The 22,048-nt window shown below is 38.2% G+C and carries 15 protein-coding genes; 10 read left to right on the top strand and 5 right to left on the bottom strand.

Translation table 11 applies throughout. The features are described 5' to 3' along the window. Positions 1 to 23: 23 nt before the first annotated feature. Positions 24 to 167: a hypothetical protein gene (locus PCNPT3_RS14145; RefSeq protein ID WP_015465099.1), complete on the bottom strand. Its 144-nt coding sequence runs from the start codon at positions 165 to 167 to the stop codon at positions 24 to 26. A 195-nt stretch (positions 168 to 362) separates the two neighbouring features. Here PCNPT3_RS14145 and PCNPT3_RS06615 point away from each other — a divergent pair, with 195 nt between their 5' ends. From PCNPT3_RS06615 to PCNPT3_RS06605, 3 genes are all read left to right on the top strand, one after another. Further along, positions 363 to 1,034 carry a Crp/Fnr family transcriptional regulator gene (locus PCNPT3_RS06615; RefSeq protein ID WP_015465098.1) on the top strand — a complete coding sequence of 224 codons (672 nt, stop codon included), beginning with the start codon at positions 363 to 365 and terminating at the stop codon, positions 1,032 to 1,034. Positions 1,035 to 1,223: 189 nt separating this feature from the next. Beyond that, entirely contained in the window at positions 1,224 to 2,936 is a 1,713-nt protein-coding gene (locus tag PCNPT3_RS06610) for an autotransporter assembly complex protein TamA (protein WP_041771454.1), read from the top strand. A 26-nt stretch (positions 2,937 to 2,962) separates the two neighbouring features. Further along, a complete protein-coding gene (locus PCNPT3_RS06605) occupies positions 2,963 to 6,886 on the top strand; it encodes a translocation/assembly module TamB domain-containing protein (protein WP_198006676.1) in 3,924 nt (1,307 codons plus the stop codon). Positions 6,887 to 7,137: 251 nt separating this feature from the next. On the opposite strand, the gene PCNPT3_RS06600 is transcribed toward PCNPT3_RS06605, so the two are convergent. Beyond that, on the bottom strand, positions 7,138 to 8,439 hold the full coding sequence (locus PCNPT3_RS06600; protein ID WP_041771453.1) for a DEAD/DEAH box helicase: 1,302 nt from the start codon (positions 8,437 to 8,439) through the stop codon (positions 7,138 to 7,140). 278 nt (positions 8,440 to 8,717) lie between these two features. Here PCNPT3_RS06600 and PCNPT3_RS06595 point away from each other — a divergent pair, with 278 nt between their 5' ends. The 4 genes from PCNPT3_RS06595 (at position 8,718) to PCNPT3_RS06580 (ending at position 14,086) form a co-directional block, all read left to right on the top strand. Then, positions 8,718 to 10,418 (top strand): sensor histidine kinase, encoded by a 1,701-nt coding sequence (locus tag PCNPT3_RS06595; RefSeq protein WP_015465094.1) that lies wholly within the window; start codon positions 8,718 to 8,720, stop codon positions 10,416 to 10,418. Next, positions 10,411 to 11,139, top strand: a complete 729-nt coding sequence (gene btsR, locus PCNPT3_RS06590; protein ID WP_015465093.1) for a two-component system response regulator BtsR — start codon at positions 10,411 to 10,413, stop codon at positions 11,137 to 11,139. The genes PCNPT3_RS06595 and btsR overlap by 8 nt, the downstream gene beginning before the upstream one ends. Before the next feature lie 194 nt (positions 11,140 to 11,333). Further along, the gene (locus PCNPT3_RS06585) at positions 11,334 to 12,794 is read left to right on the top strand and encodes a carbon starvation CstA family protein (RefSeq protein ID WP_015465092.1); all 1,461 of its coding nucleotides are present in this window, start codon (positions 11,334 to 11,336) and stop codon (positions 12,792 to 12,794) included. Positions 12,795 to 13,129: 335 nt separating this feature from the next. After that, on the top strand, positions 13,130 to 14,086 hold the full coding sequence (locus tag PCNPT3_RS06580; protein WP_015465091.1) for a LysR substrate-binding domain-containing protein: 957 nt from the start codon (positions 13,130 to 13,132) through the stop codon (positions 14,084 to 14,086). A 5-nt stretch (positions 14,087 to 14,091) separates the two neighbouring features. Here the strand turns inward: PCNPT3_RS06580 and focA are convergent, their stop codons facing one another. Continuing rightward, entirely contained in the window at positions 14,092 to 15,570 is a 1,479-nt protein-coding gene (gene focA, locus PCNPT3_RS06575) for a formate transporter FocA (protein WP_015465090.1), read from the bottom strand. A gap of 298 nt (positions 15,571 to 15,868) precedes the next feature. Between focA and PCNPT3_RS06570 the strand changes: the two genes are divergently transcribed. Beyond that, the gene (locus PCNPT3_RS06570; protein ID WP_015465089.1) at positions 15,869 to 16,204 is read left to right on the top strand and encodes a hypothetical protein; all 336 of its coding nucleotides are present in this window, start codon (positions 15,869 to 15,871) and stop codon (positions 16,202 to 16,204) included. Between the two features lie 35 nt (positions 16,205 to 16,239). Here the strand turns inward: PCNPT3_RS06570 and PCNPT3_RS06565 are convergent, their stop codons facing one another. Together PCNPT3_RS06565 and PCNPT3_RS06560 are read right to left on the bottom strand one after the other, a co-directional pair. Then, positions 16,240 to 17,637, bottom strand: a complete 1,398-nt coding sequence (locus PCNPT3_RS06565) for a DUF3943 domain-containing protein (protein ID WP_015465088.1) — start codon at positions 17,635 to 17,637, stop codon at positions 16,240 to 16,242. A 202-nt stretch (positions 17,638 to 17,839) separates the two neighbouring features. After that, positions 17,840 to 18,802: a Gfo/Idh/MocA family protein gene (locus tag PCNPT3_RS06560; protein WP_015465087.1), complete on the bottom strand. Its 963-nt coding sequence runs from the start codon at positions 18,800 to 18,802 to the stop codon at positions 17,840 to 17,842. Between the two features lie 253 nt (positions 18,803 to 19,055). Between PCNPT3_RS06560 and PCNPT3_RS06555 the strand changes: the two genes are divergently transcribed. Both PCNPT3_RS06555 and PCNPT3_RS06550 read left to right on the top strand, forming a co-directional pair. Further along, positions 19,056 to 21,227, top strand: a complete 2,172-nt coding sequence (locus tag PCNPT3_RS06555; protein WP_015465086.1) for a Tex family protein — start codon at positions 19,056 to 19,058, stop codon at positions 21,225 to 21,227. Further along, positions 21,224 to 21,889 (top strand): tRNA (adenine(22)-N(1))-methyltransferase, encoded by a 666-nt coding sequence (locus PCNPT3_RS06550; protein ID WP_015465085.1) that lies wholly within the window; start codon positions 21,224 to 21,226, stop codon positions 21,887 to 21,889. The genes PCNPT3_RS06555 and PCNPT3_RS06550 overlap by 4 nt, the downstream gene beginning before the upstream one ends. The last annotated feature ends 159 nt before the right edge of the window (positions 21,890 to 22,048 follow it).

Genomic DNA, 22,048 nt, shown 5'->3' with positions numbered 1-22,048 from the left:
TTCAAGCACCTTATCTAGAGGTGTTATCTGTAAGCTTGTAACATGGTTTCTGTTAGTTTTTTTCCTCCCGGCCACCATGCTTTTTTGCCTAATTGCGCTAAAATCCAATGGCCTGGCATTTTTTTTATATCGTGGGTTTGCCCTGGCATCATCAATTTTTTTTGCATCGTCGGGATTTCCTAGGTATTTAAAATAAGTATTACCAGTAAGCATAAAAAAGAGATAACGGCTATCCATCTGAATACGGGGCTGAGTCCTTGCATTGTATTTCTCCAAAGTGGTTTGATATTAGCTATCATTTGCATTATGGATGATAGTCCGTAAACTGCTACTTGATTATTATCAAGTGTGTGAGGAAGGAGATGGCATCTATTTTATGTTTGTTTAATGAGCAACAAAAGCAGGCGGTTTTTAGCAAAAATAAAACCATTGAGCTACAAAGTGGAGACATGCTTTTTGAGCATGCGACGCCCGCCGATAACATGTATCGCGTTGAAAAAGGAAAAATATCCTTGTATCGCCTGATGGCAAACGGTGATGAAAAATTATTTTCAGTCTTTTTACCCGGTGATATGATTGCAGAAATGGCGATTTTTATGCAACCAAGGATTTATCCCATGCACGCCAAAGCAGATCAATATTCGGTTATCTCCGCTTTATATTATAAAGATGTGCTTCAATGTGTGAGTCATTGTTCGCAATTATCTTTGCAGGTAATGCATTTTATGAGTAACCGTATTCACCATTTAATGGAGACTCAAAATATTTTAACGCAAGTGAATGCAAATCAAAGATTGGTGATGAAACTTGCTGATATTTATAAATGTCAGTTAAAAAAAGAGGGCAAGGTGTTTTTGTCGGTAACAAAAAAATTACTGGCAACACAATTGGCAATGACGCCTGAAACGTTGTCACGGGTTATCAAAAGATTAAAAGATAAACAGTTAATTGTTGAGTCTGCGGGTTGTATTAGTATTCCCGATATTAGTAAGTTATGCGCAGCTGCCGATTTAACGGAAGATATTTTTTATTAAATTTATTGATGCACGCAACATTATTGACAAGGTGAAAGCATAATATGCCGTAAGGCTTTAAATCTAATGATAAATAGATAATAATAGCGCGCACTAAAGCAACTTATCGATATGGATCACAAGCGCATGTTATTTGAAAGGGAGTTTGAAATAATTAATGTACTCAGCAGCCTCAACAACGCATATACTATGAAATTATTACGTTTTCATTTTTTATTGAGCGTTCTACTTTTTAGTACTTTTTCTTATGCGAACGTGAGTTTTCAGATTGAAGGTTTAGATCGAGATGAAAGTGCTAACGTCACCTTTTATTTAGAAACACTTCCCGTAACAAATAATGCCAAAAACAGTATTTATTTACAACAAGTAGAGAAGAGCACCCGTGAAGCACTGCAAGCTTTAGGTTATTATCAAGTTACACTGAGCAGTAAAGTAACGGGTGAAACGGGAAAACAGACTCTTTTATTAACCATTAATAAAGGCAAACAAACGCGCATAGTGACGTTAGATATTCGTTTAACGGGCGAAGCGAAAACAGATCCTGCCTTTCAAAAAATACTTGACGATTTCCCGCTTAAAATAAATTCCCCTTTAAATCACGCGCACTACACACAAGCAAAAGCATTGTTCAAAAAATTAGCCATACAAAGGGGCTATTTTGACGCTTTTTATAAAAAATCTCGCGTTGAAGTTAAACGTAAAACAGCAGAAGCAACCTTATATTTTTGGTTTGATAGCGGTATACGTTATCAATTTGGTGAGCTGGTATTTAATGGCGATGTCTCAGCCAAGCAGCAAATAAAGCGTTTGAAAAATTTCAAATCAGGGGATCCTTTTTTAAGTTCGACATTAAATGAATACAGTCAAGATCTCACCGCGACGGGTTATTTCGCGCGTTTAATGATCTTGCCCGATATTAAACAAAAAAAAGGGCGTTTGATCCCGCTTAATGTGATTGTGAAAATGCGTCCTAAAAATTCATTTAAACTCGGTGGGGGTTATAGTACAGATGAGGGCATACGCGGAAAGTTTCGTTGGGAGCACCCTTGGTTAAACCAATATGGGCATTCATTAGAGACATCTATTATCGCGTCAAGGTTTCAACAAGAAGCCTCTTTAACCTATAAAATCCCTCTGCAAGATCCACTTTATAATTATCTTTCATTACAAGGTGGCTACAAAGCAGAAAAGCAAAATGATACCGATACCGACCGTTATTTATTTGGGATCAGTCGCCATTGGCGCGCAAAAGATAATTGGCGATCCACCTTGTCGTTAAAATTCGATCATGAATATGGTCGACAAGGCGAGCAATATTTTGATAGTAAATTGATTTTGCCTGGATTTAGTTATAGTCATGTGCAATCGGAAGGCGGTATCAATGTTACCTCTGGACGTAAATTATTAGCCTCCATTGAAGTTTCTCATAAAGCGTGGCTTTCTAGCGCCAATCTCATTAAACTTTATGCGCAAGGAAAGTTTATTAATCGTTATAAACAACATCAATTTATAACCTCTGTTGAACTGGGCGCTATTTTTACAGATAGCCTCAATGACGTCCCCTCTTCGATGCGCTTTTTTAGTGGGGGTGACCAAAGTGTGCGAGGCTTTGATTATGAAAGTATTAGTCCGACTGACTCTCTGGGCGAGTATATGGGCGCAAAATATTTAGCAACGTTAAGTTTAGAATATAGATTGCCAATAGCTGAAAACTGGAAAATCGCCTTTTTTAGCGATACAGGCACCGCAACGAATGATTTCTCCGAACCGATATCGCAGAGTGTGGGTGTGGGTATTATTTGGCTCTCATTAGTGGGGCCTATTCGCCTTTATTGGGCGGCGCCTTTAACGCAGAGTAACAACGCATGGAAAATACATTTTATGATAGGGCCTGAATTATGATATCTATTATGCGATGTAACCTTAAAATGTGTAAAAAAATAACAAAATGCTTATTGATATTACTAGCGGGGCTGAGCGTTATATTGGCTCTGTTATTATTAACGCATCCCGGTAATAAAGTTATCATCAGTGTTATCGAGTCGATAGAGCCGAGGCTCTCACTGCCATTAACACAAGGTAGCGTGTTCTTTTCTCCTACCTTTGAAAATATTTCTTGGCAAGATGATTCGACCACTCTAAATATTGAAAAACTCAATTATGTCTTTGGTTATTCTTGCTTGGTACAAGAAATTTGTATGCAGCAAGTTAATATTATTGGGGTTAACTTACATTTACCGGTCAATGATAGTGTCCCCGTCGCGCAGGAAGAAACGCATGAACCCATGGCCTTGTTGTCTCTTCCGATTAAAATACATTTATCTAATATCCACTTAAAAGATATTAATGTAACCCAAGGCGACTTTGCTTTTTCATTTGACGATCTCGCTTTAGATGTACGCGCTCAAAAAAGTAATGTTTATATCAGTAGCACATTACGTAAGGTATTTGTGCAACTACCAAAGCCAACGATCATTGCACCTATATTGCTCAAAGCAGGCAAAAAGAAATTGGTCTTTACTGAGGTCGCCCCGCTGATTGCCAAAAACCAATTAACCCCCATTCGTTTACCTTTTAACTTATATCTTGATCCCATTGCTATTTTTGATCTTAAGGTGGTCCAAGAAGATAAAAACATATTCAATTTGCAGCGTTTTGAGACGCAGTTAAGTTTTATTGATACGCATTTAGAGGTGAAGGCTTTAGCCTTTGAGACGCCCGAGACAAGCTTTGACTTACAAGGTAAAATTGATTTTAATAATAACTATCCTTTAGCGTTAGAAATAAAGGGCAAGGTAAAAACAATAGAGATGCAAAATACGCATGCGCTATTGAAAGGGCAAAAGTATCAACTCAACGTGAGTGGCGATCTTAGTGCGCTAAAAAGCAAATTGCTCTTAACTAAAAAGATGCGCTTAGAGTTATCTTCTGAAGTTGATTTGTTAACTGAAAATATGCCTTATTCTCTGCAACTAAAATGGACACATTTGTATTGGCCATTAACAGACACACCTAAATTTCAATCTAAATTTGGAAAGCTAGAGTCGCAGGGCGCCCTGAATGATTATACGTTATTGTTTAATGCGGATTATCAAGGGCAGGATATTGCGCCCGGTAAAGTGCAATTAAAAGTGCAAGGTGATCTCAAAAAATTAAACTTGGAAAGTTTAACGCTTAAGACGCTCCAAGGCATTGCACGCTTTTCGGGTGATTTATCTTGGTCGGATAAATTGTATTGGCAAGGTGATTTAAACTTAGATAACTTAGCATTAAAAGCCTTTATTAAAGGCGACGAGAGTATTGTTTCTGGCTCGATAAAACAAACAATGCAAACGCAGTTTTATTATGATCGCGCACCGAACTGGTCTGTTTCTATTCCTAAACTACAGCTTGAAGGTAAATATCTACAACGTGATTTTTCAGTAGACGCAAAATTATCGGCGAATAAGGACACTGGCGCTAATATTGAAACCTTTAATATTATTAATGAAAAAAATAAAATCTCGATAAAAGGCCGACTCGGCGAAAAAAACAATTTAAGCATTAAAGTCGACATACAAGACATGAAAAACTTGTTGGCAGACGCAAAAGGCAAAATAAACGCTAAGTTTAAGGTAACTGGCTCGCCTAGCGACATTAAAATTAAAGCGCACCTTAACGCGCGTAAATTGGCCTACCAACAATCAAAATTACAAAGTCTAAGGCTTGATGGTGAGGTCACTGTAGCGGACACGATGGGATTAAATTTAGATTTAAAGGCGATAGGCTTTGTTTTTGAAGATCAAAAAATCAGATCGGTGCGTTTACACATTAAAAACACAAAAATCGCGAAGCATGATATTAAGATAAAAATAAAGGCGCCAAAATTTAGCTCTCAGGCGCAGTTAAATATCATTCAAAGTGCAAAAAATTGGTCTGCTAATTTACAAAAAATGACGATAAAGATAGTGCAGGCACAACAAAAAATAAATTTAGTAACGCCTATCCATGTGCAGCTTAAAAACAAAAATATACAACTCAGTGAGCATTGTTGGCAAAGTACCGATGCTAAAAATAACAAGATGGGCCGTTTATGCTTTCAAAAAATAGATGCAGGTGAAAGTGGAGAGGTTCAACTTTCGTTAGATAATATCAAGTTACAAGCATTGGATCCCTATTTAGAACCTAAAGCGCGCTTCTTTGGGGCTCTTTTTGCACAATCAAAGATCCTATGGTATAAAAACGGCCCCCCCAAAATTGATGTCGACATGCATTTAGAGAACGCTTCGATAAAAGTAGAAGCAAAGCCTGGTGTCTATAATAAAGGGCTTTACGCGATTGATACTTTTCGATTGCAATTAAACTCAAAAAACAAAAAAAGTCCTTTTTTATTACAAATAGACTCACCTCATCTAGTTAACTTAATGTTGAAAGGTAGCCTAGCGCACTCCCAAGACAAACCTAAAATAAATGCGACGATTGCGCTTTCAATGCCTAATTTATCTGTCTTTAAAACGTTTATTCCTGATCTCGAGCAATTAAATGGCGCCATTAAAGCAGATGTAAATATTCAAGGTGCACTTGATTTCCCGAATGTACAGGGCCTTATCGTATTGCAAGATACCGATATCACATCGTCTTTACTACCTATCAAGCTTAATGCACTTAATACCATTATTCGTTTAGATAATAAAAAAGCAGAAATACAAGGGAGCTTTAAAAGCAGTGAAAAAGTAGCAAAAAAAGGCTTGTTAAGTTTACCTTTTAAAGTGCTTAAAAAGACATTTAGCGTGATTGATGCTCCTTTTAAACGCTTGGGTGACAAAATAAATAAAGAGAAGTCGCAACTAGCTATCCGAGAGTTACCTTCGGGACAAGCCTATTTTAAGGGGGATTTAAATTGGCAACATCGTTTTCAAGGCGCCTTACATTTTTATGCGCATAAATTATTTTTTTATGATCATAAAAAAATAAACATGTTACTCAGTCCTGATATTTATTTAACGTTTGATAAAACATTAAATGTTAAAGGAAATGTTTTACTCAATAGAGCAAAGATCCGCGTTAAAGAATTACCTAAGGGTGCCGTTTCTGCATCTAAAGATGTGGTGTTTGTCGATGAAATAGACATTAAGGAAACGGATACTTTACCATTAGCATTAAATTTAGAAGTGGATCTAGGTAATGATTTTCACCTCATCGCAATGGGGTTAGATAGTTTTATTAAAGGCGAGTTATTAGTTAAAAAAGAGATAACGAGTGATCTGTTAGTGCATGGAAAATTAAAATTTGAGCGTGGTAGCTATCGCTCATTTGGTCAACAACTCGAGTTGCAAGACAGTAGCATATTATTTCAAGGGCCGCCCGAGTCCCCATATATTGATATAGAGGCTATTCGTGATCCTCAAAAAACGCAAGATAATGTCATTTCAGGAATACGTTTAAATGGCTCTCCCGATGCATTAACGTTAACCATTTTTTCAAAACCAGAAATGGCGCAACAAGAAGCATTATCGTATTTAACCCGCGGTAAATCTATAAATGCAGGTAGTGATAAAGGCTCAAATAATCAATTAGCAGCCTGGTTAATTGCATTTGGCGCCTCACAATCAGACTCTGTCATGAGTGATATCGGCGATACGTTAGGATTAAAAGATCTGTCGTTGTCTACGCAGGGCAGTGGTGATCAACAATCTGTCGGTATTAGCGCTGAAATTGCGCCGGGTGTTGAAATAAGTTATGGGATTGGCGTTTTTGAAAGCTTTTCAATATTAGCTTTACGTTATGAGCTGTTTAATCGTTTTTATATTGAAGCGTCTAGTGGATTATATCAAGCTATCGATGCTTACTATGAATTTGATTGGGATCCTTAAACGCCGTGAGGCTATTTAAAAAGGAAAAATCAGTACGTCCTGGTGTAGTAAAATGCTAGCGTGAAGGTGAAAAACAGCTGGGTTAAAAGGGGGATTACACGCGCTAAGGGCGTCGTCTTTGTCGGATGTTACGTATTGTCTTGGAAAGTGTTTGATGCGGGATAACGTATTTTTAAGTAACGTGGGTATAAAAATGGAGCACTCAGCTACGCTTAGTCTGAGTACTCATTGTGTGATGCTATTTTAACATTCTAACGTTTTTTTCTGCTCTTTGCTTTTTCGCGGCGAATATTAGCAGGCTTATTCTTTTCTTGCTTACGCTCGAGCATCTGATTGTGCTCTTGCATTGCTTTATAGCGGCTTTTCTTAAGTTTTTTCGTATCACTATCGGCATAAGATTCTGGTAAAGATAAATCCATTTCATAACCAGGATAAACGATACGTTCAAATTTACGACCAATGAGCTCTTCAATATTATCTAAAAATTGTTCATCTTTAGGGCTGACTAAAGAAATAGCATTCCCTTTTTTACCTGCTCTGCCGGTGCGCCCAATACGATGTATATAATCTTCCGCTAAGAAAGGCAGATGAAAGTTCACCACATAAGGTAAGTTAGGAATATCAAGACCACGGGCAGCAACATCTGTCGCAACAAGCACGCGTACACTGCCTTCTGTAAATTTCTCAATGGCTTTATTACGCGCACCTTGGTTTTTATCACCATGGCAAACCGCACATTTAATGCCGTCTAACTTTAACTCTTTAGCAAGCAAGTCCGCACTTGCTTTCGTACCGGCAAAGACCAGTACTTGGCGCCAGTTTTTAACGCCGATAAGCTCAGATAATAATTCGCGTTTACGTGTTTCTGAAACCCAGTAAACTTGTTGCTTAATTTTACCCGCCGTAGAATTTTGCATCGAAACTTCAATTGTTTTCGGCGTATGCAATAACTGTTTTGCCAGTGTTTTTACTTTATTTGAAAAGGTCGCTGAAAACATTAAGGTTTGATGTTTTTGTTTAATGGTTTCTATCAGAGATTGAATAGCGGTTAAGAACCCCATATCCAACATGCGATCGGCTTCATCTAATACAACATGTTTTACATGTGATAAATCAACACTGCGCGCATTAATATGCTCAATTAAACGCCCCGGTGTTGCAACGAGAATATCGACGCCACCTTTAAGGAGTTTAACTTGTGTATCCATATTTTTACCACCGCAGACAAGCCCACAAGTGATATCCATAAACTGAGCATATTCTTGAATGTTCTTCGTTATTTGCATCGCAAGCTCACGCGTCGGGCTTAAAATCAATGCACGAACACTGCGATTATTAGATTTTTTTTGTGATGCTGATTTAGCCAATAAATCTAATATAGGCAAACTAAAAGCAGCCGTTTTTCCGGTGCCCGTTTGCGCGCTGGCCAGCACATCACAACCTGAGCGAATGAGTGGAATGGCTTGTTGCTGGATAGGGGTTAAATTTTTATAACCACATGCTTTAACCGCTTTTAACAACTCTGTAGATAAACCTATTGCATCAACACTCATACCATCACCACTTTTATTCATAATCTAATTAGGAGCGTGAGTATATAGGGAATGCGCCTCGATTGCAGGTCTATTTGTGCATCTCTTATTTTGGGATTTATCTTTCTCAGTCACTTTGCTTCGCGGCTTTAAACTTGCATTGAAAATCTTATGTTAAATGCGCGTTAATAAGCCTATTTATCGCGATCAAAGCGCAAGCTAAGAGGTGCTTTGTTGCGCTTAATGTTGGGAAGCGTAATATAAGCTCTTATTTATGTGTTTTATATTTTTAGGATATTATGGCGTTAATTTTTTTATTGTTACAGCAACTCAGTGTGTATTTAGTCATTGCTTATTTACTGAGTAAAACCCCTATCTTTATGCCCTTAACAACGCTTTCTGCACATTCTTATCAACGTCTAGCCTGTTATTTCGTTTTTAGTTTATTTTGTATATTAGGGACTTATTTTGGACTTGCTATTGATAGCGCGATTGCCAATACCCGCGCAATAGGGGCTGTAATAGGGGGGTTATTAGGCGGGCCATTAGTTGGGTTTGCGGTAGGCTTAACCGGTGGGATCCACCGTTATAGTATGGGAGGCTTTACCGATTTATCATGCGCTATTTCGACAACGGCAGAGGGATTGTTAGGCGGGTTGATGCACCGTTATTATATGCGCAGAGGCCAAATTGATAATATTTTTAATCCTTATGTCGCCTTGTGTTTGTTAGTCGTGGCAGAAATCATGCAAATGTCGATTATTTTGCTCATCGCGAAACCTTTTAGCCATGCTTTAGATCTTGTTCGCAGTATTGCATTACCCATGATCATCGCGAATGCTGCCGGGGCTGCTTTGTTTATGAGTATTATTGCTGACAGAAAAACAATTTATGAAAAATATTCAGCTGCTTTTTCAAGTAAAGCATTAACCATTGCAGAGCGTTCGGTAGGGGTGTTAAGCCAAGGTTTTAATGCACAAAGTAGTCAAAAAATTGCGCAGATAATTTATGAAGAAACGGGGGTGGGGGCTGTTTCGATCACCGATCGTGAAAAGATATTAGCTTTTATTGGTATCGCAGCCGATCATCATTTACCTGGTACGCTTATCTCCTCAGACTATACTAAACAGGCGATCAAAAAAGGCGAAATCATATATGCCGATGGTTATCAGTTGCCTTATCAATGTTCGTTAGATAAAAATTGTCGACTCGGCTCCTCTTTAGTGATCCCTTTAATGGGCGCTGAGCAAAAAGTATTGGGCACGATAAAATTATATGAAGCAAAGAAAAAGATATTTTCATCGGTGAATCGCTCCTTGGGTGAAGGCTTAGCAAAACTGCTATCAAACCAAATACTCACCGGCCGTTATATTGAGCAACAAACCTTATTAACACAAGCCGAAGTGCGTTTGCTGCGCGCACAGGTGGATCCACACTTCTTATTTAATGCGCTCAATACTATTAATGCCGTTATTAGGCGCGATCCGGAAGGGGCGCGAGAACTTATTCAACATTTGGCGCAATTTTTCCGACGTAATTTAAAACAAAAAGTGGAGTGGGTGCGCATAGAAGAAGAGTTGGAGCATGTGAATGCCTATTTACGTATTGAGCTGGCACGTTTTTCTGATCGATTAAGCATCCATATTGACGTAGATAGGTCACTTTTTGATATTATGATCCCTATTTTTACATTGCAGCCCTTAGTCGAAAATGCTATTAAACATGGAACGTCAACATTACTGCAACAAGGAAAAGTCAGCGTCATTGGGCGTATAAAAGCGACGCCAAACGGCGCTATTGTTGAGTTACAAGTGATCGATAACGCAGGCAATTATTATAAACGCCAAGACAGTGACAGTACTGGATTAGGTTTGCAGATTGTGGATAAACGTCTTAAATATCATTTTGGTGATGAATATGGCCTTGATATGAGCTGTATTGATAATATTACGACAAAGGCCAATATCACTTTCCCATTACATGGAGGTAAACATGCTTAAAGCCATTGTTATTGATGACGAGCGCTATGCGCGTGAAGAATTGGCAAGCTTATTAACATTAAGTAATGCCGTCGAGGTGCAAGCGTGCTGCGCGAATGCGATTGAAGGTTTACAAAAAGTAAATCAGTTACAACCCGATGTCATTTTTCTTGATATCTCCATGCCCCAAATAAGCGGGATGGAAATGCTCAGTATGTTAAGCCCTGATACGATGCCTGAGGTCGTTTTTGTGAGTGCTTATGATGAATATGCCCTTAAAGCTTTTGAAGGTAATGCTTTTGATTATATATTAAAGCCAATTTCTCAAGATCGTTTACAAAAGACTATCGAGCGTTTAGTTAAAAAGAAAAACACAACAACACTGAGTCTTCCTGAGCATGCTTTATTAACCCAGATCCCGTGTGCAGGATATCAACGTTATTTATTATTAAAAATAGCTGAAATCGAAGTGGCACATAGTGACCATAGCGGCGTTCATCTATTATGTACGCCTGAAAGTCATCAAAATGAAAGCTTAAACTGCGTCCTAAGTTTAAAAGTATTAGAAGATAAAACGACATTGATCCGTTGTCATCGACAATATTTAGTGAATCCCGATGCCATTAGGGAAATAAAAATATTAGATAATGCGTTAGCTGAGATCCTCACTTATAGCGCAAGAGTCGTGCCGGTCAGCCGTCGTTATTTAAAAGAGATCAAAGCCTTATTTCATTTAAGCTAACCGTTTATCTCTCTGATAAACCACTTAAAAGACTATATGACCACTGCAATATAGAACACATGATTAATCGTTAACAAAGCGTATCCTATTTGTTAGGAGAATGTAGCACTGAGCATTTACTTATATATTTTTTAATAAAATGATAAGTATAAATTGCAAGTAGCTGCCTTTCATTAATAAAAAAGGAAGTTCATATGTTGTGGTTTTTATTTTGTATCATGCTGTTATTAGGTGGCTATTTTATTTACGGTGCGTTTGTTGAAAAAGTCTTTGGTATTAAAAAAGACAGACAAACTCCCGCATATAGCAAACAAGATGGGGTTGATTACGTGCCAATGCCAAAGAAAAAGGTATATTTGGTTCAACTCTTAAACATCGCAGGTGTGGGCCCCATTTTTGGACCTATTATGGGAGCGCTCTACGGACCGGCTGCCATGCTTTGGATCGTTTTAGGTTGTATTTTTGCCGGAGGGGTACACGATTATTTCGCGGGTATGCTTTCTATTCGTAATGGTGGAGCTTCTGTACCAAACATGACGGGTAAATATTTAGGTAACAATGCAAAACATTTTATGAATGTTTTTGCTTTGTTGTTACTGCTATTAGTCGGCGTTGTTTTTGTCTCAGCTCCCGCAGGTATGATCACCAATTTAGTCAATCAACAAACTGATTTAGCAATGCCGATGCTGGTTATGGTTGCTATTATCTTTAGTTATTATTTAATTGCCACTATTGTGCCAATTGATAAAATAATTGGTCGTTTTTATCCGTTTTTCGGCGCCTTATTAGTCTTTATGTCTGTTGGCCTTATCGTAGCATTAACCTTTTCAACTGAGCATTCTTTGCTGGGTAATTATGAAATGAGCATGATGTTTACCAATATGAATCCTAATGACTTACCGTTATGGCCTGCCTTGTTCATTACGATTGCCTGTGGCGCAATCTCAGGATTCCATGCAACGCAGTCCCCTTTAATGGCGCGTTGTTTAGAAAATGAAGAAAATGGACGTTTTGTATTTTATGGCGCCATGATAGGTGAAGGGGTGATAGCGCTTATTTGGTGTGCACTTGCTTTGTCTTTCTATGATAATGTTGACGCTTTATCTGCAGCCGTACATTCAGGTGGTCCTGGCGCCATTGTTTATGATACTTCAATTGGCCTATTAGGTGGCGTTGGCGGTATTATTGCATTCTTAGGCGTGGTGATATTACCTATCACATCGGGTGATACTGCGTTTAGAGCAAGCCGTTTGATCATGGCGGAATTCTTTCACAGCGATCAAACCTTAATTCGCAACCGTCTTATCATGGCCTTACCTTTGTTTGTGATTGGCGCGATCCTCACGCAAGTTGATTTTGGTATTATTTGGCGCTACTTTGGATTTGCCAATCAAACAACGGCAGTGATGATGCTTTGGACTGCGTCCGCTTATCTTATTCGTCATCAAAAATTACATTGGATAGCGACGCTTCCTGCGATGTTTATGACCACAGTGGTTATCACCTTCATTTTAAATAATGATAGCCTTGGCTTTGGTTTAACGATTGATATCGCAACGATTATAGGTATTGCTTCTATGCTATTGATCACTGCATACGTTATTACTAAGTCGAAAGCGCAGCCGATGATTGATAGCGATGAAGCGCTAATCTAATCTAAGATTTGAAGCGTTGATTTGATTTGGAGCCTTTGAATAAGTCAACAAAAGGTATGCGACAAACATAAGCTTTACTTGTTTTATTGCATGCCTTTTTTATATCCTCTGCGCTTACAGTCCCACCTCCCTAAAGCCTCTCTTTGGGCAAAGAATAATGTCACATCGATAACCGCTAGCCATTAAAACATACAGAAAAAGTAAACAACATTGAGTTCTCATTTTTTGATATCAATCAAACTTTTTCTTTTATATCACCCTAAAATACAATTAATATTAAGTTTCAATATAATTGATACTTAATAGGAGCATATTTAGCCTTTGGAGAGAGAAAAATGAAATATTCATTAAGACAATTGAGCGTTTTTGATGCGGTGGCGAGTCAAGAAAGTGTAAGCGCAGCAGCGAAAAAATTATCGATGACACAATCTGCGGTGAGTATGTCTCTTTCTCAATTTGAAAATATACTCGATAGACAGTTATTTATTCGTCAAGGAAATCGCTTAACATTAAGTTATTGGGGACGTTGGTTACGACCTAAAGCCAAAAAATTATTACAAGATGCACAGCAAATTGAATTTGGTTTACACGATCAGCATATCATCAGTGGGCATTTATCTATTTGTGCGAGTCAGACGCCAGCTGAGTATATTTTACCGGAGCTTATCAGTAAAATTGATGAAAACTTCCCTAACTTATGTATTGAATTAAAAGTAAAAAATACAGATCACGTGATACAAACCTTGCTCAATCACCAATGCGAATTGGGGATCATTGAAGGGCGCTTAGACGATAGCCGTCTACTACAAGAAAAATTAATGGATGATCATTTGATCATTTTTTGTAGTCCCTTTCATCCTTATGCAAACAATGAAAGCGTCAATTTATCACAACTAGAGCATGCAAAGTGGGTGTTACGTGAAGTCGGTGCGGGAACGCGTTGTACTTTTGAAGGGGCAATGCATGGTTTAATTGATCATATTGATGTCTGGAAATCTTATGAAAATGTATCAGTATTAAAAGCCTTGGTTGCCAATGGCTTATATTTGGGATGTTTACCGCATCTTGATATTGTGGATGCCTTAGAAAAAGGGCAGTTAGTTGCGCTTAACACACCCGATTTGAATTTACGTCATCGTCTGTCGTTTGTTTGGCATAAAGATGCAGGAGATAATCCGTTACGTGATTGCATTTTATTAGAAGCCAAACGTTTGGTTTCTCGTCATGAAAAAAAACAGGATAAGGCCTACTTAAATTTACCTTATCCTGCTGGGTTTAAAGCGTTAAGTTAGTTTACTTAAACAACGTTATTCGTTGCATTATTTTTATATTGTAGGCAAAGCTGTTTGGCTACATCTTGACGCGTGATAACGCCACAAAACAGACCTTCATGGAGCACTGCATAAGAACTGGGGCGCTGCACGGTTGCTGATTTTAAGCGTTGTTCATAGTTTTGATAATGCGTGTCACCGAGCGCTTTAGGCTCGTTTAGTGCAAATAACTTTTCTTTATCAACGACCATAAACTCAAGTAAGCTACTGACAGGTTGCATTGCATCGACCGTCAACATCTCAGTCTGCATGACATCAGTCACCCTATCATTGAGGGTGTTTGAGTATTGTTTTGACCATAATACTCTTAAGATATCTTGCTCACTAATAAAGCCAACTAACTGTTTATTTTCATCGAGAACGGGTGCACTGCTGATTTTATTATCAACAATAAAGCTAAGTGCTTGGTATATCGTCTGTTGTTCCGTTAACGTTAATGGGTTGCTTTGCATCAGATCTTTAACTAAAAAATCATTAAGCGTTTTTTGCGTGTTTTTTTGCTCTGCGTGCATCTCAACGTGCCGATTTTCATGTGTATTTTCACGTACTAGCTCACTTTTTTTAGGCTCACTCGATTTATCAATCACCCAATAAGCCAGACCAATCAGAACGCCACCACCCACGATATTACCCAGTGTGACCGGAATTAAGTTATGCAATAAAAAGTTAGACCAATTGAGATCTGCAAATTGTGTACTACTAATATTATTACTGATAAAGAACGCAGGCTCACTGAAGTTTTGGATCATAATACCTAAAGGCACCATAAACATGTTAGCGATACTATGCTCAAAACCACTGCCGACAAACATAGCAACAGGCAAAATAAGAAGCATGGATTTGGCCAGTATATCTTTCGTACTAAAGGTCATCCAAATACCTAAACACACTAAAATATTACACAAGATACCCAGTGAAAATGCTTGGATCCATGTGTGCTGTAATTTATGTTGAGCAATTAACAGCGCATTTAAGCCCCATTGCCCGCCATCAAGAAAATACATTTTGGCACTAAAAACTAAAAGAAGCATGATGGCAGCGCCGAGCATATTACCAAAATAAACGCGCGCCCAGCATCCTAATAATTTTTTAGTGCTCACCAGACCTTCGGCCCAAGCAACGGTGCTTAATACTGTGCTCGTAAATAGCTCTCCACCACACAATACAACAAGAATAAGGCCTAAGCTAAATGCAATACCACCTGCAACGCGAACAAGTCCCCAAGGCGCAGATTGAGCACCTGTGGTAACCGTAATATAAAAGACAAAAGCAATTGCGATAAAAGCGCCAGCAAACACAGCCAATGAAAAAGATTTAGCGGTGCTTTTTTTAACTTTACTCAGACCATAATCTTCAACTTCTTGAACCATTGTTTTGGCCTGAGATTGCTCGGGTGCGGTCGCCTTTATTAAGCTCATAATAGGGGAATGGAAATTATTTGGCATAGTATGTATCGTGAATAATCACGCCTCTAGCGAATTAAAAGTAAATGGTGCATATATTATTGTATGTGACTTACTTCACACAATAATCACATTGCCATACAATAAAAGAAAAACAAGTGTAATAACAGTTAATTACATTTGATTCTTTATAGGTTAAGATTCAATTTATTTGATATTCTATTCAACCTAAAAATGCACATCATTATAAGACGTAGGACATAAAATAGAGATATATTTTTTGTTAGCTGAAACTTAGTGCTCTATGCTTGATTGTAATTTACTCGTAATAAGGATAAACATGGTGCTAAATAGCATTGCAGACGACAAAAAAATGTGTGTTATTTTTCGCATGGAGCCAGGCTCATTAGGGCCAGATGGCAGTCAATATATCAGTGAATTTTGTGACTTTGCACAAATACAGTTACAAGCGTGTGCAAGCCCCTATATACAATGGCTCATTATCCCTCGTACCGATAAAAGCTTGGCTGAGATGGAGTTCCAAGTGGCGTCTAAAAAATTGACGCAGCAGCGAGCAGAGCAATACTTTGCTATTTTTGGAGAGGATCTTGCACATTTTGAAGAAACACTTGAAGATAATTTAGAAGAGATCATTAATCAATATTTTGGTAGATAAAATAAACTTATCTACCAAAATAGCGTGTTTTTATATTAACCTCGCTCGCCATTGCTAAAACGATACAGTATCAGCGTGCTAAATTGATCTTCTGAACTGCTGGTACGTGTACTGTAATAACGATGCCAATCTGTTTGCAATGCCCATTTATTAGTGATTTTATAGTGTAAGCCCAACCCCGCACTCATAGCAAAGCGTTTATTATCTCGCTCTTCATCACTCATCATTTCACCAAAACCCACGCTCACAAACGGACGGAAATTTTCCTGCGCATTAAAATAATATTGGCTATCAATGGCGTAATTTTCATAAATCACGCTTTTGTTTGTTGCAATCTTTTTCATATCTGCACGGGTATAGGTTAAACGACTTGAAAAACTGCGATTAAAATATAAGCCTACGGAAATTTGTGAGCCTAAGGTATCTTGTAATCCCCATTTTTCATTTAAGTTTACCCATGTTGCGCCCGCTGAAATACCCACGACTCCAGTATCTATCGGATCTTTTTGCGTACTCATTGTTGATTTTGCACGCGCATCTTTTTTGGCACTTATCTCTGGTAAGGCTTTACTACTATCATCGCCAAATTTATAGCTTAATTTAAGGCCAACTTGGTTTTCAGTCGCACCACCGTACGGTAATTTAACTTGGTTAAAGGTAAAATAGCCGGTGCCCGCTTTAATCAGATCACGCCCAAATAATGCATTTATATTACGTCCGATAGAGTCAACGGGATCTAATAAGAACAATGACGTATTTCCTAATATTTCAGACCCAAATAAAGTACCCCCATTGAGCCAAATATCGCGCTCTGTTTGATAAGCCCATTCACCATAGACCCAACCGATAACAGGTGTTACAACAAGATCTTGAATAGAGGGAATTTCTGCAAAAGATTCAATCCCATATTCCCAATAAAAAGTAGACATCATGGCTGAATAAAGAAATGAATCCCATTGTCTATATCCTGATTTACGAGCCGATTGATAAAAAACACCGCCAAAGTAAGGGTGAGCAACATAATTTAACCAAGCTTGATCGCGATCCCAAACTGGCCCTTCAGAGACATGGTCATACCATTTTTTAAAAATATCGGCATCTGTTTTATCCCAGTTGGTGATAGATTCGGGCATCACCGTTAAGGCTGCAATCACGCCAACGCCTAAACCAAACACCGTATAAGTATGATCCATGAGACGTTCGTTATCTTCACCATTTTTAGCATTGAAAAGTGACACTTGAAAAGGATTGTCATAGAAACTAGCATCAATATCTTTATCATCCCAACTCGAATTGGTTATCTTAGATTGATAAATAGGGACTTCAATTTGTGATACTTCGTTTTCGTTTTCGGAGGCATAAGCATTAAAAGAGCTACTGGCAAGGGCGAGGGCGCAGCACAATGTTATTTTTTTATTTGTTTTTGATGTCATGATCACATTACCAAGGGTTACATTTCTAAATTGCACAGCAATGTACAGTATAAAGGAGTCTAGATCAAAAAAGCCCGCTTACTTTAACGTTATTTTTATAACTAGAATGTTTAAATAATGTAAAAAAAGCATTCTATTATTTTATTTAAACGCTTTTTTGGTTGTTATTATGAATAGACTCTTGCATCGATGCACAAAGAGATCAACTTAACTTAACCTTAGTTTGGCGACGAATTTCAGCGATCACACGAATACAATCCAGCGTACGTTGGTTGATTTTCTCATCCATTACGCCCGCTTGTATTTGTTGACAAAAAACGTCGATTTCATAAAGCATGTGCTGATCACTTTGCTCAACACTAATATCAACGGCTGTATTTTGATGTAATGTAACTTTGTTGCACAAAGCAATGTGCTCAATAACAACGCTACCCTTTTCGCCTTGAATTTCACTTGCGAGCGCAGAGTCACTAATTTTAGAATGATCAATGGTGACTGAAAAATCTTTATATTGTAATAATGCAGAGCCACAGCCATCAACACCGGAATCTAATAAGAATGCATTTGCTTGAATGCTTTGCGGAAAACCAAATAATGCAACGCTAAACGCAACACAATAAAAACCAATATCCATGATAGATCCATTCGAATAAGCAGGATTAAAGGTATTTGGATTTTTACCGTCAAGGTATTGTTGATAACGGGAAGAGTATTGGCAATATTGTAAATTTGCTTTGCGTAAGGGGGCTATTTTTTCTAAGTTTTTTTGCACTTGTGAAAAATTGGGAAGATAAGCACTCATATAGGCTTCAAAAATAATGACATTATTTTCTTTGGCCGTTGCAAATAAGCACGCAACTTGCTCGGGAGTTGTTGCCAGAGGCTTTTCACAAATAACATGTTTACCCGCCTTTAGCATTTGCAGTGCTTGCGGAAAATGTAGCGCATTGGGGCTCGCAATATAAACAGCCTCAATGTCTTTATGCTCAGCGAGCGTTTGTAAATCATCGAAACTATTTTGCAGTTGATATTTTTTGGCAAAGGTTTGGGCGCGCGCAAGATCTCTTGAGTATACGGCGTTTAACATTAAATCTGTACCACAGCTTGTGGCCTTAATAAATCGCTCGGTGATCCAATTAGTTCCTATCACAGCAAAATTGATCATTTATAACTCCTTAATAACGCGGGATCATACCCATGTTACCTCAATATGCGTCATGTGGCACTGCAGAAGATAGCAATTCAAGGCGTAGCGCTTGTTAAGGGCGATTTCCTTATAAAATAGGGTTATAAAACATCAATGTAGAATAATTGTTTTTACCTTTATGCTTCGAATATAAGCCTAAGTAGGGTTGCTGATTTTGTAGCTTGAAGTATCATGGGTCTATATATTTATTTTTATAAAAGAATTTTTTATTATGCCTGCTATTACTCAAACGCTACATCGACAATTGCAACTTAGTGTTCCTCAAATCAATGCGTTTATCCAACTTTATGATGCCGGTAATACCGTGCCTTTTATTGCGAGGTATCGTAAAGAGGCAACCTATGGTCTTGACGATACGCAGCTACGCCAGCTTGAGAGTAGTTTACTTTATCAAAGAGATTTAGCAGAGCGTAAAGAGGCTATTTATAAAAGTTTACTCTCCCAAAACAAATTGAGTGCAGCCTTAAAAACGCAAATTATTAACATCGATAATAAACGCGATCTAGAAACCTTGTATCAACCCTTTAAAAGCAAACGTGTCAGTAAAGCAAAAATTGCGATGGACGCAGGGTTAATGGAACTCGCAGACAAATTATGGTTCCAAGATGACATGCAAGCCGATGCTTTATTAAAACGCTACATTAATAAAAAACAGGGTTTTAATGATGAGAAAAGTGTTTTACAAGGTGCCTCGGACATATTAATAGAGAGACTGAGTTTAGATATCAGCCTAAGTCATAAGCTTGTAGAGACCTTACACAGAAAGGGACTTTTAAGTAGCTCAGTCATAAAAGCTAAACAACAAGAAGCACAAAAATTTAAAGATTATTTTGACTATAGTGAACGTTTAAAAACACTGCCAGCACATAGGTACCTTGCGTTGTTACGTGCTAAAAGCGAGGGGTTTTTACGCCTAAAAGTAGACTTTGATATGCACAGCACAGATAAAAAAAGTGTTTATGAAAACCTGATCGCAGATCATTTAGGCTTTTCGTTCGCGCGCTTAAGTAAAAATAGTTGGCGAAAAAGCATTATTTCAGAAGCGTGGCAAACAAAATTAAATAAACAAACCGAGCGTCAGATTTTTTCTCTTTTAAAAGAGCAAGCGCATAGCCGTGCCAGCCAACTTTTTGCAACCAATTTAAAAGACCTTTTAATGGCAGCGCCCGCGGGTGAAAAAATTATATTGGGGTTAGATCCGGGCTTTAAAAGTGGCTGTAAAATTGTGGTGATCAGTGGCACCGGAAAACTCCTCGATTTTGCGACGATTTATCCTCATGCCCCGCAGCGCCAAAGCGAGTCTGCAAAGAAAAAAGTAGATGAATTTATTAAAAAGTATCATGTGCAATTAATTGCAATTGGTAATGGCACGGCTTCTCGCGAAAGTGATGATTTTATAAAAAGTGTTTTAGAAGATGCCTCGCTAAATTTACCTTGTGTGATGGTCAGTGAAGCGGGCGCCTCCGTGTATTCTGCCTCGGAACTGGCGTGTATTGAATTTCCACAATTAGATGTCTCTATTCGAGGCGCGGTTTCCATTGCTCGAAGGTTACAAGATCCGTTAGCCGAATTAGTGAAGATAGATGCAAAAGCTATCGGCGTTGGTTTATATCAGCATGATTTAAATCAGGTTCAATTGGGAAAAAATCTACAAGTTGTCGTCGAAGATTGTGTTAATGCTATCGGCGTTGATGTTAACCGTGCGTCGGTGCAATTATTAACCTTTATAGCTGGATTAAATAAAAGCATTGCTGAAAACATTGTGCAATATCGAGATACGAATGGGCCGTTTACGTCGCGCAGTAGTTTAATGAAAGTTCCCCGTTTAGGGGCTAAAGCCTACCAGCAGGCTGCTGGTTTTTTACGCATTATTGAGGGCATTGATCCCTTAGATAATTCAGCGGTTCATCCTGAGGCTTATGCCTTAGTCAGTCGTATCGCCATCGACCAAAACTGCACGGTAAAAGCATTACTAAAAAATAGCCAAGCCTTAAAAATGTTAGACATAGATACCTTTATTAGTGAGCAGTTTGGGCGCTTATCTATTGAACAAATTATCTCTGAATTAGCAGCGCCACGGCGTGATCCTCGTCCTGATTTTTGTACGGTAAGTTACAGTGATGAGATCAATAAAATCAGCGATCTTTATACGGACATGGAAATTCAAGGCGTGATCACAAATGTGACCAGCTTCGGGGCGTTTGTCGATATTGGCGTTCATCAAGATGGCCTTATTCACTTATCCCAACTTGCCAATAAATTTGTAAAAGATCCCTTTGAAGTGGTAAAAACCGGACAAATTGTGCAAGTAAGAGTACTCAGTGTGGACAGTGAGCGTAAGCGTATTTCATTAAGTTTACGTTTGCAGGATCATAATGCATGAAATTGAGTAAAAGATTACAAAGCATTTTTGAGCAAGTAAAGCAGCCTTATACGCATATTTGGGATTGTTGCTGCGATCATGGACAACTGGGGTTTAAGCTACTCGGCAAAGATAAAGCCCAACATGTTCACTTTGTTGATATTAACCAAAATTTAATGCAAAAATTAGAAAAAAAACTGCAACGTTATTATCAGGGTAGCGTAAGTGACTGGCAAGTGCATTGCCTCGATGTGAGTCAATTACCCTTAAAAAATCACCAACAGTCCAGCCTAAAAGAGACGCATTTAATTATTATAGCGGGGGTTGGAGGGCAGTTATTAAGTACCTTTTTAGAGGCATTATTACCCTTAAATGCACAGTTTAATATTGAATTTTTAATTTGTCCTGTGCATCATAATTTTTTAGTCAGAGAGACGTTGATCAAACATAAATTAAAATTAATTAACGAATTATTAATTTTTGAGCAGGGACGTTATTACGAGATCTTACACGTGTCATCACGCGCAGAGCTGCCGATTGTGAATGTGGGATCAATGATGTGGGAGGGGGACTTACCCATGCATCAGCTTTATTTGCAACAAACTATTGCACATTATCAACGCATGTTAAAAAATAAGGGAGCAGAGGTCGAAAAGATAATTAAGGCTTATCAAGCACTCTAATACCAAAGGAACTAAAAAGGTTACCCGTCTTGCTTGTTGAAATTATCCCTACCTGCGTTGTGAGTTTTGAAGTGAGAACAACTATCTCCTACAACTCACGCCTTGCTAGCGTTAATTTTTCCTGCGCAATACATGAAAACTTAATTAATTCCTTTGGTA

It is taken from the genome of Psychromonas sp. CNPT3 (assembly GCF_000153405.2).
Lineage (GTDB): Bacteria > Pseudomonadota > Gammaproteobacteria > Enterobacterales > Psychromonadaceae > Psychromonas.
Note: the sequence above shows the minus strand (reverse complement) of the source record. Positions and strands in the feature narration are given on the sequence as shown.